The sequence below is a fragment of the Paenibacillus sp. G34 genome (genome assembly GCF_056856875.1).
Genome location: NZ_CM166469.1, coordinates 5816402 through 5831619 on the forward strand (window position 1 = coordinate 5816402; position 15218 = coordinate 5831619).

The following is a 15218-nucleotide window of genomic DNA, read 5'->3' on the forward strand; positions in this document are numbered from 1 at the left end:
AACTAAATTTAAGGGAGGGTTTCCCAAGTGAACGCGCTAAAACTGACCAAAGAACAGCAGGATGAAGCCATTCGCACGATCCAGTCGTATTTTGAAGAGGAACGCGGCGAAGAATTGGGCGATCTGGCAGCATGGGGCGTCCTCGACCTGTTTATGACACAGCTTGCTCCCTACATATATAATCAGGCACTCAGTGACGCACGCACGACGGTAAACCAGCGCATGGCCTCCATGGAAGAAGATCTGTTTGCTCTGGAGCGCAAATTGCCCCGGCCTCCCCGCTAATCTACCTATTATATAAAGAAAGAAGGTTGCAATCATGTTTACCTATTCATTGGATGAATATACAGAGCTTCGCCCGCTTTTGATGGAGCACACCAAACCGCTGTTCGAACTGACGGACCGTTCCAGAGATCAACTGAGACATTGGCTGCCTTGGGTAGATCAGGTGACCGACATTGAACATACATCGAGCTTTATTACGAACGCGTTAAAACAAGCTGCGGAGAACGGCGGCTTCACAGCCGGCATCTGGTTAAAAGGAGAACTTGCAGGTATCATCGGTTTCCACGAGATTAACTGGACAAGCCGTTCCGTAAGCATCGGATACTGGCTTGGCAAAGGCTTTGAAGGACAGGGCCTAATGACCAGTGCCTGCCGTGTCTTGGTGGATTACGCCCTCGTGACACTGGATCTGAATCGGGTCGAAATTCGCTGTGCCACCAACAACAAACGTAGCCGTGCTATTCCGGAACGACTTGGCTTCGTGCTTGAAGGTGTCATTCGCCAGGCGGAAAAACTGCCTAAAGGATACGTCAATCATGCGGTATACGGCATGTTACAGCATGAATGGGAACTTTTGCGATAAACCAGCCTTACATAATGGACATGAAACGGACGGATATAACATTTTCATAAACAAAACTACATCACAATCAACTGAAGTGTATACGTAAATTGAAATACACTCTATTACACTGAAATAGCTTATCCTCATACATCACGCTAATCCGCTTGCCCTTCGTCTGTGACAGCACATGTCCCATAGATGAGGGGTATTTGTGGTTAGGAAACCATTTTTTACTTCTCCTTAAGGTTGAACTCATCTCTGCTTCATACTCGGTGCCTAAGATAGCGTTGTGGCTGTATAACCACAAACTCTATACAAGGAAGAAGGATGATCACGGATGAAGAAAACCACAACATCAAAGGCAGTCAAAGTAACCAGCGCTTTAGCTTTAACACTTGCACTTGGCGGGGGCTTGGTGGCAACTACTGCGGTTCATGCAGACCCTGCGGCGAAAGCATCCGATGCACTCCAAAACAAACGCACTGCCCCGATGGGGTCCCATATATTGAAACCACCTGGCGAAGCGGAAAGAGGACTCGGACCTTGGTTCGGGCCTCATGCTGAAGAAGTTCTCTCTGTGCTGGGCATTACCAAAGATGAGTTCAAAGAAGCTCTTAAAGCAGACAAGTCCCTTGCTGAAATTGCTGCCTCAAAAAAGGTTGAGACACAGACACTCATTGATAAACTGGTAGCCACGGAGAAAAAGGAACTGCAACAGCAGCTTACCGACTCCAAGATTACACAAACCCAGTATAATGAACGTTTGGCCGCTCTTACGGAGCGCGTGAGTGAACTGGTAAACGAAAAACCATCCGCATTACGCGCGAAAAAACCAGAACATCCTGTGCCTGGAATGGGTTTGCCTGAACGGGGGTTTGGCCCTGAAGTTGATCGTAACCTGGACAAGCTCGCTTCTTTACTTGGAGTGACCACCAATGAATTAACTTCATCACTCCAAAAAGGGGATACCCTCGCACAGATTGCCTCTACCCAGAAGGTAAACGTGCAAACCCTTATTCAGCAGCTTGCAACCGAAAGAACGGCCGATCTGCAGCAAGAATTGAAAGACGGGAAAATCACACAGGCTCAGTATGATGAGCGGGTTGCCGATCTAACCCAGCGCATCACAGACCTTGTTAACGGCGCATGCCCATCCGTTCGACCCGAGCATCACCATGGCTCTCGTGTGAAGGACGAGTCTGGCACCCCAGTTAAACCTTTGCCAGAGAACGACAAAACAGACAAAGCAGGCACGACAGATCAGGCAGGTACGAGCACTTCTGATCTTAGTAAAGATCCTGCATAACCAACCGTTAGCAAGCAAATCGTAGGTGGAATCTCACCTGTCTCTGCATCCTACAGGATGATTTCCATGCCAAGCCCCTCCTTCCCACGCTATCAGCAGCGGTGAAGGAGGGGTTTTAATGTTTATCAGATACATATCGATCTTTTAGAGCGCGCGCACCATGCCACCATCCACAATTAATGATGTTCCGGTAATGTAGGAGTTGGCACCAGACAACAGAAATACGACAGCTTTGGCGAATTCCTCCGGCTGTCCATAACGCCCCAGCGGAATCTCTTTACGGAACTGCTCGGCAATCTCGTCTTCACTGACTCCATTCTGTTCTGCCCTCGCCGTATCCAACTCACGAATCCGATCTGTTGCGATGCGTCCAGGGGCTACGGTATTAATCAGTATGCCGTAAGGTGCAAGCTCCTGAGAGAGCGTCTTGGCAAGACCAAACACACCCGTACGGAACGTATTGGATAGAATCAGACCCGGAATGGGTTGCTTCACCGATGTGGAGGCAATGTTGACGATATGTCCTCCGCTTGCCTTCATATGCGGAAGCACACCCCGAATCAGCCGGACATAACTAAGCATGTTTAGCTCAAACGCACGCTCCCAGTCCTCGTCGGTCAACGACTCGAACGTACCGGAGGGCGGGCCGCCAGAATTGTTAACCAGAATGTCGATCTGGCCAAACTGTTCTGCTGTAGCCTGAATAAGTGCCGCGATGTCCTCCTTGCGTGTTACATCCGTTGCGACATATTCCACGCGGCCACCGCCGCCCAGTGCAAGCAACTCTTCTTTGACGATAGCGAGCTTGTCCCCGCTCCGGCTTGCCAACATCACATCTGCACCTTCCAGTACCAGCTGTGCCGCCACTGCTTTGCCCAGGCCTCGACTGGAGGCCAGCACCAGTGCTTTTTTACCGCGAAGTCCCATATCCATTGTTTATTCCTCCTCAGCCAAGTTCATTTGCCCACTCCATCAGCTAACTGTTTAAATAACCTATACATCAATAAAATAAGCCATCAAAATGTCGTCTACATCCCTGCCACCGATTCTGAACTCGGAAACAAGCCTGCCCTCGGTCACAAACCCACATTGTTCATAGAAAGCAACTGCTCCCGGATTACTCGATAATACTCGCAGTCTAAGCTTACGAATGCCCTGCTCCAGCGCGTGTTGCTTCATCGCTTTCATAAGAGCTGTTGCTACACCAGAGCGGCGAAAATCCGGGTGAACAGCAATATGGATTTCATATACATGGCGGTTTACCGGCATACCTGTGGGGGGATGGAAGCCCACGTATCCGCATACCTGATCCTCTTGTACCGCGATTAACTGACTGCCTGGCGGGCAATATTGCAAATACTGCTGTCTGGATCTCCACTGCATCGGTGCAGGCGAGGTGGATGCATTCCAAACCAGCATATCCAGCTCCATTAGCTGGTTTGCATCCTTCATCTCGGAAGCACGGATTTGATACGTATGACTGGTGAACATGCTGATTCAACCTTTCGATATCTTCATTCAAATATTTTTTGATTCGTCTCATTCAAATATCTTTTTTTCCCTAGCTTTATTACGCTATCTTTATCGTGTGCCTTATTCTGTTATCTATTGTAGCATAGCCGCCGAGAGGACTAAAATTCCGCCTTCATTTGACCAAACGATGAAAATTAGAGCACAAATAAAACGTATCTAATGCTCACAGATGGTACCCACCAGAACCACAGATCAGAAGATGCGATGCCAGTGTATTACAAAAAACACTTCACCTTGCCGTAACGTCATACTTTATACTGATTCCATGGTAACAATTATAGATACGGTCCAATAAGGTAAGGAGGTACACCCGGTTGAATATCAAAGAAGCCGCTTCCCGGCTGGGGATTTCCGCAAGAGCCATTCGTTTTTATGAGGAAAAAGGGTTAATTCAGCCTGCCAAGCAGGTCAGCAACGGATACCGCACCTATACGGAGAATGATATATGGCGTCTGCAGACAATAGCGGCGTTGCGCGAAATTGGCATGTCTTTGCAGGATATTACTCAAGCTCTCGCCGAGATAGATCAAGGTAACCAGCAGGGGTTAGAGGAATATTTGGAACTGCAACAAGCAGTCATGTATGCCCAGTGGATAGAGCTGAAGCGAATGATGGATACGACCCAGCGTATGATCGACCTGAACCGTCAGGACGGTTCACTGGATGTCAGCCATTTGCATGATCTGGCTGGCAGTGCACGCCGTCTGCGGGAAGCAAGACAGAACTGGCATGACCGCTGGAATTATGATCAGCAAGCGGCTATCCATGACCAGCGCGTGCAAGCGGACAGGATCAACGTAGACAAGCCATTTAGCCTGTACCACAATTACGATGAAGCACTGGAACAGAGCGTGCAGTGGATCTCTCCTTTACCTGGAGAAGCTGGCTTGGATATCGGGACTGGAACAGGCAATCTGGCTGGCAGAATGCTGAATCAGGGTGCCATCATGACCGGAATTGATCAGTCACGGGAAATGCTGCGAACGTGCCGCCGGAAATATCCGCAAATGCACGTGAAGCTTGGTAATTTTTTGGCCCTTCCTTTTGCCGATCAGTCCTTTGACTTTGTCGTATCCAGCTTTGCCTTTCATCATCTGGGCCCGGATCAGCAGCAACTCGCTTTGGGAGAAATCCAGCGGGTGCTCAAACCTACCACAACGAGCAGAATCTGTCTCACCGACCTTATGTTCACGGATTCTGCCCATCGTAACACTTACAGCAAGCATGCTGCCACATCTGGAGATGCAGAGCAGCAACGGGCACTTCACGAGCGCCATTTTCCATTGCTCGATGAATTATGCAGTCGGCTGACTCATCTGGGCTACGAGACCAAACATATGCGGCATAATGAGCTGCTACACACGGTGGTTGCAGTCCCAGGCCGTTAAGCGGTAATTTGGTTTGAATACGCAACATAACACGTGCGATAAACCAAAGAGCCAACCCTCTGAACGAAGGTTGGCCCTGATTGTTACATAGCTGCTAGCTTACATATAGATATCAACAATCGTGCGCTCAGCCGCTACGCTTGCTTCTTTAAACGCATCCAGTGAGATGCGTACCCCGCCTTGACGATAACGGTTCACTGTACGCTCACCAGCCACGTCTTTTCCATTCACCGTTACACGGCTGACAGCTCCCTCATTCAGGTGATAGATAAACGTCACCGGCTCGCCTGCATATTCAAATTCGAATTGCATGCCGTCCAGCTCAGCTGGCAGTACCGGGTCAATCACCAGATTACCGCCTTCCTGACGAATACCCAGTGCATTCGAGATCAGCTGGTTCATGTAGATTCCAGGGCCGCTGGAGTAGATTCTCCATCCACCTTTCACCTCTACCGTCCCTTTGCGAAGCTGGTCAAAATGTTCCTGTGCCTCGTAGCGGGTGTTGAACTTGCCGTCTGAACTACTGAAGTATGCATTCGCTTGGCGAATCTCTGCATTAGGTACAACCTCGCGGATACCCACCGGGTTAATCATCGCCAGACCGTTCCACACTTGATCCGTTTTACCCAGCTTCGCCATCGCTTCCACGTAACGGATGTGGGCATGCACGTATTGCAAACCGATCTCACGTCCGAAGTTGGACGCTTGCTCTGCACGTTTGAAGTGTGTGCTCACGCCGCCAGCATATTGCGCAGGACGGTTCATCAGACGTACACCATCCGGGCAGAGGAACTGCTCACGAATGAGTGCATAATGTGCCTCAGCCTGCTCTGCGTTCAACAGCTCACCGATCATGCTGCGTGTCATTGGCAGCAGGCGGTATTGGATGCCTGTCTCGGTGTCCGTCGGGTGCAGCATCAGCTTCGCTTGATCTGCCTCTTCCATGTACACGAAGCCTGGAATCACATCTGTGCCCAGCATGTAACGGTTGAAGTCATCACGGATGCCTTGTGCCAGTGCTGCAAGCTCCTCTGCAAAAGCTTCGTCTTTAGACTTCAATGCCTGTGACAGCACATTCACGGACTGATACGTCAAGGCAACCGTCCAGCTACTCACCATGTATTGCTTGAGCTGTGCATTGGCTGGTTGAAGTGTATCATCCCAGTCTCCATCTCCATAGGAGGAGAGGAACGTATCGTGCAGGAAGTGTGCACGGATGTACTCGATCTCTTTTTTCGCGTGATCCAGTACGGTTGCTGTCTCTTCTGTGAATCCAAAGCTATGTTTAACCGTATAAGGTACTTTCTCTTCCAGAATGGCATAGTCACGAGTTGCAGTCAGGTAGTCTGCCAGCACTTTCAGCGGCCATACGATGATATCGCCATGGCTCTCTTCTTGCTGAATCGCAAAGTATTTGTCAAACATAAACCATTGCGGCCAGTTGCCATCATCTTCGTATTGGTGTGTGTACACCATTTTGATGATATCGCGAACCTGCTCATATTTCTGAGTGGCCATGAAGTACTCCACCGGACCTTGGCACACATCGCGTGTCCCCCATGCTGCGCCGCCGTACTGCTCCAGACCGTGAGGTACAGAGTAGTGAACCAGCATATTGTGGGTGTACCACCAAGCAAGCGAGTTGACTTTGAACAAATCTTCCGCATCCTGGCTCTCGCCACGCGACAAACGGAAACCGTTCATGACACCCGCAAAGAACTCACGGTACGCCTGCACTTCTTCTTCAAAAGAAAGAGTCGAAGTTGCTGCGTCAGTACCTGCAGACGCCTGACCTTCCAGTACGCCCTGAACCTTCAGCGTCCATTCCGCAGTCTCTTCTAAACTTAACGTTACAAGTGAAGCAGCGCCACTGCGAACACCGCTCGCGAGCAGTGTTTCGTCCCCGGCTTGTACAGAGGCACCTTCAACCGTCATGCGGTACTCCAGCTCGGGATACGTTCCTGCACTCAGAGACTTCGAATCCGCTTTGAAAATCAACGTGCTACCATCCTGCGTCATGTGCAGTGGATATTCGTACTCATTCACGTTCATTGTAATCTGGTTCGTCACCAGGTAACGATAAGCCTTTCCACTTGTCGAGCGTACATTCATGCGTACTTCTGTGGCATGCGTTGTTGTGTAATTCGTCACGATGAGTGTATCGGACTCCATTTTGTAAATCCAACGGGCGTAGTTAAACCCAATCTCGAACAAAGACGGCATCGTCAGCAGACGATATTGTCCATCAATCTCTACATAAATGCGTTGTCCGGCCGTTTTCGGCACGTTTAAGGCATTACGGGCATTACTGATCATTTTATTAAAATTGGTGTTACCAATGACAAGCTGTGAGTTGAACATTCCGTACATATACGAAGTAGTTGTAATAACCTGTGCTCCAAGTTTTACATTACCGCCGCTCATCAGAATATGTCCGTGTGGACGCTCCACCAGCAGTTCTTTGGCTTTCAATACGATATGCTCGTAAGATTCCGTAAAGAAGGACAATAGTTGATCCCCACTACGCTCTTCTTGATGACGGTCAGGGTAAAGCTCATTAATCTCTTCCTGCGTGAGATCAAGTGCGGCCAGTGGCTCACCCAGAGACGCGGAGAATTTTACTTGTTCAAGCACATCCCCCTGCTCGGCAGCCATAGCCTGAACTTCGTTCCATGCTGCTGCAACTTCATCTCCGAACTCCAGCGCGGTAATACCCGATGCATGGTTAGGCTTCGCCAGTCCATAGAAAACAACCTCTGCCTCGCCGTTCAATTCCAACAACTCGGATTGCAATGCAGTATAAGCGAACTCATACTGGTAAGTTTCGTTTGCCAGAGACGGACGACTCAGACTTTCAGGTTGATTGGTTTCTTTGTAAGAAAGTCCGAAGAACTGGAATCCATCTGTAGAGTAACCCACCGCTTTGGTCAAAGAGCCTTGTTGCATGTAAGGGAACACGCCGCCCTGAGGCTGGTTTTGACGTGAACATACCACATAACCTTTTGCATCATCCTCAAATACCGTATGGTCGATATATTGCGACAGATAGGCTTCATTACTACGTACTGCGCCCGGATCAGCAAGTCCCACATCTTGTCCATAGACCACATCGACACGCTGCTGTTGTCCTGTAACTTTCACATCCCAGAACCAGATTCCTTGCGGGGCAAGCGTAAATACAACTTTATACTGGATCGCCTGTCCTGAAGGGTTCGGTTGCACACTGCCTGTCCAGATCAGCTGACGGTCTGCATGTGATTTGCTCGTGGATACCTGACTGCCCGAATGCACGCCGAGCAGCGGGAACGATTGAATCTCCCCATTTTCCCCGTGTACACGTAGATACAGATTATTCAAAGACCCATCGATCGGGTTACTAAGTAGTTGATTCAGCATTGTAGAGCCAGAAGTGGCCTCGTACAAGTCTCCGCTGTTTAAAAAAGTAAATGTGACTTCTCCGGCTGCCAGACGAATCGTTTCATTCATAGTTGTTGCCATCTCTCTATCACTCCTTAAATTAGTTTACCGCTCAAAATCGAAACGTTTCGATATTTTTGAAAAAGAATAGGGCTCCCTTTGAACCGGTCGTTTCTGACCCGTTCCAACGATAACCCTCATGCTGTAATACAAGTAACACATTGTGTTTACTTACAGATCACACTTCTCATCGTTATGTATCCATCTTAGCCAAGTCTTGCTGTGATGAATACTTGCTCCGCCTTTTGCACCCACCGCCCCAGTTGCCGCCTGTGTTACATACCATGATGCAAACTCCCTTATGTCCCACTCTCGGCCTTAAGGAGAACCCACAGAACCGCGTTCCACCAGATCAATGGTCAACGTATAAGATGGATTAACACTCTCTCCGTTCAACATCTGGAATAGCAAATGTCCAGCCAGTGATCCGGCCTCATGCTTAGGCTGACGAATCGTAGTCAGCGGGGGTTGAATATATTCAGACAGCTGGATATCATCAAATCCGATAACTGAAATATCGCCCGGTACCGAAATACCACTCTCTTCAAATGCTTTCAGTCCACCGATCGCCATCTCGTCATTTCCGTAAAACACCGCTGTCGGAAGCTCTCCCTGCATAATCATCATCTTGGTTGCACTGAAGCCACCTTCGCGTACAAAATTGCCGTTCAGGCGCCACTTGGACTTTTCCGTAAGCCCTGCTTCTCGCATCGCTCGGAGATATCCCTGATAACGTAGTGCATTATCATAGGAATTGGATGGCCCGCTGATATAAGCAATATCCACATGCCCCCCTCTGATGAGACGCCGGGTTGCCAAATATCCCCCTTGCTCACCATCCACCAGCACGTTAACAAGGTGATCACCAGATAGCTGCCGATCCATAACAACGATCGGGAATCTCGCTCCGGCAGACTCGATCAGAATTTCATCATGGATGTTATGAGCCAGTATAATGGCTCCGTCCACTCTTTTCTCACGTAAAAAACGTACTGCCGTGGAATCCCCTCCTCCCATTGAGCTGCATGCAATCAGATCATATCCATTCGCCAGCGCCACATCCTGCACACTGCGAATCAGCTCGGAGTAATAAGGTCCCGACAGGTCTGTCAAGATCAGTGCGATGGTGTTCGTCCGGCTCCGTTTCAGATCCATGGCAAAGCCGTTTTTACGGTAATTCAATTCCCGTGCTGCCTCAAGCACTTTGGCTTTGGTCTTGGCACTCACCTTGCTGTCCCCGTTCAATGCATAGGAAGCCGTGGAGAGCGCCACACCTGCCAGCTTTGCCACATCCTTGATCGTTGCCATCCCTTGCTCGCCCCTTCTTACTTAACTCATCCATTACGTTCTTTATCTATAGCAGATAGAATGTATTAGAATAACAACACTACCGCTCAGTCCTGTTCTCTTATTCTTGTATAGTTACTATTCTTGGTGATGCAGTTGTTTGTGATGTTCAGGTTAATTCTCGCTATGCTTTGGTTGACCGTTATCGTGATCCCTTGCTTACTTCTCAGCATTACCTTATTTCATAAATCGAAACGTTTCGAGCTATTTTTAAAAAAATAATCTACGCTCAACCTTCCTGTCTCTCTGCTTATGCAAAGACAAAACGGTCGTTATGAGACGTTCATTAATAATGAATTTCTTCATCCTTGTTCAACAAGAACATTCACCAATCAGCTATACAGGCTAGATTGAAACGTTTCGACATTATCATTATAGTCGCTGGTGATAGCGATTTCAACCATTTTATCTAATTTTCGCAGAAATAAACGACATATTCAATACGTTCTTATATTCTTTATGGATAGCAAGCGCACTTCACGTGATGGGAAGATGACTTGCTTTATAAGAAAGTCCTAACCTAACGCTTACTAAACATAAGCATAAAGATCAAGATAAAGGCATCTCTCTATACAAAGCAAGCCAAATCATGTAGCAAATGGTCAAAGCTATTGAAGGATTAAGGTTACTTTTTCACCGCATGAATAAGATGAATGGTTTCGAAGGCAGACAAGTCATCCGTTCGTTGACTGAAATAACGCTCCTGTATATCTTCAGGTGACAGATGCTCATAGATCAGAAGCCCTGCTTGTTCAAGCCTCTGCTCCAGTTCCACATACGTGAAACAGGATTTCATCGGTTCGCCACCCATCGCAGCCATTTTAACCATGTTTTCAACCCGATTGAACTTGCCTTTCTCCTCATAAAGATGCTCATCCGCGTAATCAAATACGATAGAACTTCCCGCAGGGAGCGTTGCAAAAGCTTGATGGATCAAGCTAAAAAAATCTTCTTTGGGCAGATAATACGAAACCCCGAGTAATGTAAACAAAGTTCTCACGTTCCTCAATGCTGTGCTCGTAAAATCAGTATTCATAATCTCTCGGGTAAAATCCATAGGAAGAAAATAAAGATTACTTGGAATCATGAGCTCCGCCTGTTGTAAACGCTCTTTCTTCAACTGTTGGGCGAGCGGTAGATCCACCTCAATAATATCTAGTGTATATTCCAGTTCCGGGTGTCTGAGCGCATACGTATCCATACCCGCACCAAGGATAACCACCTGTTTCACTCCCAATACAGCTTCTTGTAGCATCACCTGCTCACTATAGGCAGAACGAGCCAATGTTATGGGTGAGAGCTGGACTTGAACGATCCATTTTAAAATCTGATCCGGGTCTCCCCCGAACTGACGATCTGCATCCGAGTGAAAGAAATCTATGCCTTGAATCATATTTGCTCCAATATCTGCACGTTCTTGTGAAGTGATCAGCTTTGTCGCTAAAAAATCATTAATAATAAGAGGTTCATCATGTTCAACATGATAGGCTCGGGCAAAAGCCGAAATCAGGGATGTGATGCTGGGCTTATTCTGGCTCATCATAATTTCCTCCCATATAAACAAAAATAAGGTTCCCCTGGCCAGGGAACCTCATTATATACGGAAAATTTATATATGTAAATTATAGCATATATAAATTATTTTGTCAATATGTATTTGAGATTGGTTTGCCATATTCACTGCTTTTTCGTTGCATGAAGCACGAATCCAAGCAGAGCAATCGCAACGGTTCCTGTTGCGAGCCATCCGTCCATTACATCTTACACCTTACTAGCCCGACATCCACTAGCCTATTTCCAGACAAAAGGCTCCCGCACACATAGCATGACTTGCTACGGCGAAAGCCTTTCATCGGAATTCATCTAAGAAGCATCTCGCTGCTTAATTTTTTTGAATTTCTTCACTTCATACATCAATCTTATTACAAACGCAATTTCCAAAGGTACACAAACAGCCACAGCAATGATAAAAGAGGCCTCCAAAGCCATATAAAATAATATAAGGACACCAACAATATAAATAACAGACATTACGATTTCCCGTTTTGCCGACTCATACTCTGTTAATTTTCTCATGTCATCATTCCTTTATAACTTTTCGAGTACTACATTATACACTCCTATATCAATCAACTCATCGTAGGTCCTTGTATCCCCACCATCATGAACTTGAGCTGTTTTCCCATTAAATGTAGCTTTTACTATATATCTTTCGGAAGCTAGCCCTAATAAACCTTGAGAATAAACCTCCACCTGTGTTAAATATCTAGTTGCATCCATAGCACCAACAATGGAGTCTACTGTAACTCCCAAAACGGTAATCCCTAATGCTTTTAGAAATGTAGTAAACTTCCCCTTAGTGTAATAAATATCAATAATTGTAATAACCGTAGCGACAGCAGTACCAGCTGATATATTTAATTTATAGTGTTTATCTTTCAGAATGGACTGTTTTTGGTAAATTGAACCGTATTGTTTCCAAGCATTGTTATACTTCTGCTTTACAAAATTGAATCCAGGAGATGCATTTGTTACAGCATTCTGTGAGACTTCTGACTCTGTATTTTGATTACCTTTCTCGTCCGCCAGTGAACTATTATCTACTTCCGTAATCATTTCACTCGCCTTTTTATTTTCAATCTTCCCATCAGCCATTGTAGTGATAATTTCATCAGTAGCCATATCATAGATTGCTTCGGCCACTAAACTATTATCAATATAATGTTTTACAGTTCTTATTCCATTTTCTTCAGTGATTTTAAAGTCTACTTTTTCTCCTGTATTAGTTTCTTCGTAACTAGCGTCAATGTTAATTAACCCATCTTGGTTCGAATAGTCATATTTCAATTCCTGAACCTGTTCTTCGTCCGCATCAACGGTATCGGCATAACTAATATTCGAGAATGTTGAAAGCACTAAAGTAAACAATAGTGACAATGAAGTCATTAGAGCAATTTTTTTCATACCATATCCTCCTAAATAAAGTTAAACAGATTAAATCCAAATAATCCATTTACTGTATTTAGTATTGCATAGTCAGAACATGAGATGATCAATTTTTGTAAAATCAGTACCAAAAAACTACAGTATATCTTTAAATTCATTACTTTGTACCTATATGCTCATTGAGTAAATCTCTTGAAGTATTATGAAACATTTTATATTAAGAGTGTTATATTCCACTAATTTATTGGATTACATTTACAAATATTAGCTATTAGAATAAATTCGTACTACAATCACCCTTATTGTCGCTTCACTTCAACCGTGGCCGAGAAAAAGGTTGCGCCATTCCCCATATCCGACAATCGATTCGATGTCAGCGAGTTGGAGCGTTGCTTTTTGCCCTCGCCATCCCACCATAGCCCTTGACTGATGACCGTTCCAGGAAGCATCGCATCCGTCACTTTGGCAGTCAGTTCAATACGTCCGCGTTCATTCCATACCACAACTGAATCCCCATCCTGCACATCGCGGCGAGCCGCATCCTCTGGATGAATTTGCAGTAGCGGCATCTTCTCCAAACGTTGATGTTTAGCTGAATTGCCGAAGCTGGAGTTCAGGAAATTATGGTTTGGCGGAGATACAAACATGAGCGGATAAGCATCATGTGGTCCAGCCGGGTTCTCACCATCAAAACCTTCAACTAGCGCAGCGTATGTTGGCAATGGCGGTAGCCCTTTTTTCTCCATCTGCTCGGAATATAATTCAATTTTACCGGATGGCGTAGGCAGATGTTCCAGGAAGGATTCATGGGCCGACATATCCAGCTTCACAAACCGCTGTTGCTTCAGACGATCCAGTGTAATCCCGTTCATATAAGGGTTCTCCGTGCCCTGAAGTGCGTTCTCAATCATCTGCTCCGGCTTCTCACCAAAGATGTCCGCATCATAACCCATCGCTTGTCCGAGCAGCGAGAACAGCTCCACATTACTTTTACTCTCGCCGATTGGTGCAATCACCGGCTCTTGCAACTGGACATATTGGTGCCAGTAGGATAGATACAGGTCAGTTGCTTCAAAAGAAGACGTTGCTGGCAGCACGATATCTGCATATTTCGCCGTATCCGTCATGAACAGGTCATGAACGACCGTAAACAGATCCTCTCTTGCAAAACCTCGCTCCACTCGTTCCGTATCCGGTGCTACCACCAGTGGATTGCTGCAGTAAACGAACATGGCCCGGATCGGCTGCTCCGCTTCCAGCAATGCTTCGCCAATCCGGTTCATATTTACGACTCGCGGCTCAGCCTGTTGCCTTAGATCAGGCCGCTCCAGCGCATCACTGTTGGTGCTCGCGTAACTGTTCGTACGAACCGCACCGCCGCCGCGCTTCAGCCATTGCCCCGTAATCGCAGGCAAGCAGGCAATGCTGCGTACGTTCATGCCCCCATTGTCATGGTGCTGTAAGCCATTGCCAATGTGAATATGAGCAGCCTTAGCGCATCCGTAGAGCTGCGCCAGCTCCACAATGGTTTCTTCCGGCACGCCTGTAATGCGTGCTACGCGCTCCGGTGTGTAACTACGGACATGCTCGCGCAGCGCTTCGTGTCCTACGGTATATTTTTGCATAAACGCTTCATTCGTTAGTCCTTGTTCAAACAGCACATGCATCAATCCCAGTGCCAGCGCACTGTCCGTACCTGGGTAGAGTGGAATAAACCAATCTCCCCATTGCGCCGTCCGGTTGCGGTGAACGTCAATGACGACGATCTTGGCACCGTTCTTGCGCGCCTTCTCCGCCAGTACAACCTGATGCATATTGGTGCTAACGATGTTCCCACCCCAGACCACAATCAGATCTGCATGTTCTGTATCCTCAGGCAACGTGCCGTGATTAGCTCCCATCGTATATTTCCAGCCGGTGTTGCCCGCAGCATTACAAATCGTCTGCTCCAGCATACTAGCGCCAAGTGCATTAAAGAAACGCCGATCCATACCGTCTACGCCGAGTACACCCATATTTCCGTAAAAACTATAAGGGAGAATGCTCTCCGGTCCATACGTTGCAGACAAGTCTTTAAACTTTCCTGTAATTTCCTGAATGGCTTCTTCCCAGCTGATGCGCTCGAACTTGCCTTCACCTTTGGCGCCGACACGCCGCATCGGATATTGAAGACGCCCCGGATGATACACCCGCTCCGTCATATTTCGAACTTTATTACAGATCGCACCCTTCGTAATCGGGTGATCCGGATTACCCGTGACCTTAACAATCTTACCTTGTTCTTTATGTAATAGCAGACCACATGTGTCTGGACAATCGAGCGGGCATACCGCTGGAAATACACCATTCTCCTGATCGATCATCATTTGGC

At 47.0% G+C, this 15218-nt stretch carries 12 protein-coding genes; 4 read left to right on the top strand and 8 right to left on the bottom strand.

The genetic code is table 11. The features are described 5' to 3' along the window. The first annotated feature begins 27 nt into the window (after window positions 1-27). From AC1VYS_RS26340 to AC1VYS_RS26350, 3 genes are all read left to right on the top strand, one after another. Window positions 28-285 (top strand): DUF2164 domain-containing protein, encoded by a 258-nt coding sequence (locus AC1VYS_RS26340; protein WP_090924184.1) that lies wholly within the window; start codon window positions 28-30, stop codon window positions 283-285. 34 nt (window positions 286-319) lie between these two features. Continuing rightward, complete coding sequence (locus AC1VYS_RS26345; protein ID WP_090924183.1) at window positions 320-868, top strand: GNAT family N-acetyltransferase; 549 nt, start codon at window positions 320-322, stop codon at window positions 866-868. A gap of 319 nt (window positions 869-1187) precedes the next feature. Beyond that, complete coding sequence (locus AC1VYS_RS26350) at window positions 1188-2156, top strand: hypothetical protein (RefSeq protein WP_482912078.1); 969 nt, start codon at window positions 1188-1190, stop codon at window positions 2154-2156. Window positions 2157-2300: 144 nt separating this feature from the next. Here AC1VYS_RS26350 and AC1VYS_RS26355 read toward each other — a convergent pair whose 3' ends face one another. After that, the gene (locus tag AC1VYS_RS26355) at window positions 2301-3089 is read right to left on the bottom strand and encodes an SDR family oxidoreductase (RefSeq protein WP_482912079.1); all 789 of its coding nucleotides are present in this window, start codon (window positions 3087-3089) and stop codon (window positions 2301-2303) included. A gap of 60 nt (window positions 3090-3149) precedes the next feature. Beyond that, complete coding sequence (locus tag AC1VYS_RS26360; protein WP_482912080.1) at window positions 3150-3647, bottom strand: GNAT family N-acetyltransferase; 498 nt, start codon at window positions 3645-3647, stop codon at window positions 3150-3152. A 356-nt stretch (window positions 3648-4003) separates the two neighbouring features. On the opposite strand from AC1VYS_RS26360, the gene AC1VYS_RS26365 reads away from it, so the two are divergent. Beyond that, a complete protein-coding gene (locus tag AC1VYS_RS26365; RefSeq protein ID WP_482912081.1) occupies window positions 4004-5077 on the top strand; it encodes a methyltransferase domain-containing protein in 1074 nt (357 codons plus the stop codon). Between the two features lie 99 nt (window positions 5078-5176). Here AC1VYS_RS26365 and AC1VYS_RS26370 read toward each other — a convergent pair whose 3' ends face one another. The 6 genes from AC1VYS_RS26370 to AC1VYS_RS26395 all read right to left on the bottom strand — a co-directional run bounded on the left by AC1VYS_RS26370 (window position 5177) and on the right by AC1VYS_RS26395 (window position 15210). Continuing rightward, window positions 5177-8575 (bottom strand): GH36-type glycosyl hydrolase domain-containing protein, encoded by a 3399-nt coding sequence (locus AC1VYS_RS26370; protein WP_482912082.1) that lies wholly within the window; start codon window positions 8573-8575, stop codon window positions 5177-5179. A 297-nt stretch (window positions 8576-8872) separates the two neighbouring features. Then, window positions 8873-9862, bottom strand: a complete 990-nt coding sequence (locus AC1VYS_RS26375) for a LacI family DNA-binding transcriptional regulator (protein ID WP_482912083.1) — start codon at window positions 9860-9862, stop codon at window positions 8873-8875. A gap of 664 nt (window positions 9863-10526) precedes the next feature. After that, the gene (locus AC1VYS_RS26380) at window positions 10527-11441 is read right to left on the bottom strand and encodes a class I SAM-dependent methyltransferase (protein WP_482912084.1); all 915 of its coding nucleotides are present in this window, start codon (window positions 11439-11441) and stop codon (window positions 10527-10529) included. A gap of 323 nt (window positions 11442-11764) precedes the next feature. Continuing rightward, window positions 11765-11977, bottom strand: coding sequence for a hypothetical protein (locus tag AC1VYS_RS26385; protein WP_482912085.1), 213 nt, complete (start codon window positions 11975-11977; stop codon window positions 11765-11767). 12 nt (window positions 11978-11989) lie between these two features. Continuing rightward, window positions 11990-12865: a hypothetical protein gene (locus AC1VYS_RS26390; protein ID WP_482912086.1), complete on the bottom strand. Its 876-nt coding sequence runs from the start codon at window positions 12863-12865 to the stop codon at window positions 11990-11992. A gap of 281 nt (window positions 12866-13146) precedes the next feature. Continuing rightward, window positions 13147-15210: a molybdopterin-containing oxidoreductase family protein gene (locus AC1VYS_RS26395; RefSeq protein ID WP_482915133.1), complete on the bottom strand. Its 2064-nt coding sequence runs from the start codon at window positions 15208-15210 to the stop codon at window positions 13147-13149. Window positions 15211-15218: the final 8 nt, after the last annotated feature.

Coding starts and splice junctions, on each gene's coding strand:
- AC1VYS_RS26345 (WP_090924183.1), top strand. CDS start 320: ATGTTTACCTATTCATTGGATGAATATACAGAGCTTCGCCCGCTTTTG.
- AC1VYS_RS26350 (WP_482912078.1), top strand. CDS start 1,188: ATGAAGAAAACCACAACATCAAAGGCAGTCAAAGTAACCAGCGCTTTA.
- AC1VYS_RS26355 (WP_482912079.1), bottom strand. CDS start 3,089: ATGGATATGGGACTTCGCGGTAAAAAAGCACTGGTGCTGGCCTCCAGT.
- AC1VYS_RS26360 (WP_482912080.1), bottom strand. CDS start 3,647: ATGTTCACCAGTCATACGTATCAAATCCGTGCTTCCGAGATGAAGGAT.
- AC1VYS_RS26370 (WP_482912082.1), bottom strand. CDS start 8,575: ATGGCAACAACTATGAATGAAACGATTCGTCTGGCAGCCGGAGAAGTC.
- AC1VYS_RS26375 (WP_482912083.1), bottom strand. CDS start 9,862: ATGGCAACGATCAAGGATGTGGCAAAGCTGGCAGGTGTGGCGCTCTCC.
- AC1VYS_RS26380 (WP_482912084.1), bottom strand. CDS start 11,441: ATGAGCCAGAATAAGCCCAGCATCACATCCCTGATTTCGGCTTTTGCC.
- AC1VYS_RS26385 (WP_482912085.1), bottom strand. CDS start 11,977: ATGAGAAAATTAACAGAGTATGAGTCGGCAAAACGGGAAATCGTAATG.
- AC1VYS_RS26390 (WP_482912086.1), bottom strand. CDS start 12,865: ATGAAAAAAATTGCTCTAATGACTTCATTGTCACTATTGTTTACTTTA.
- AC1VYS_RS26395 (WP_482915133.1), bottom strand. CDS start 15,210: ATGATCGATCAGGAGAATGGTGTATTTCCAGCGGTATGCCCGCTCGAT.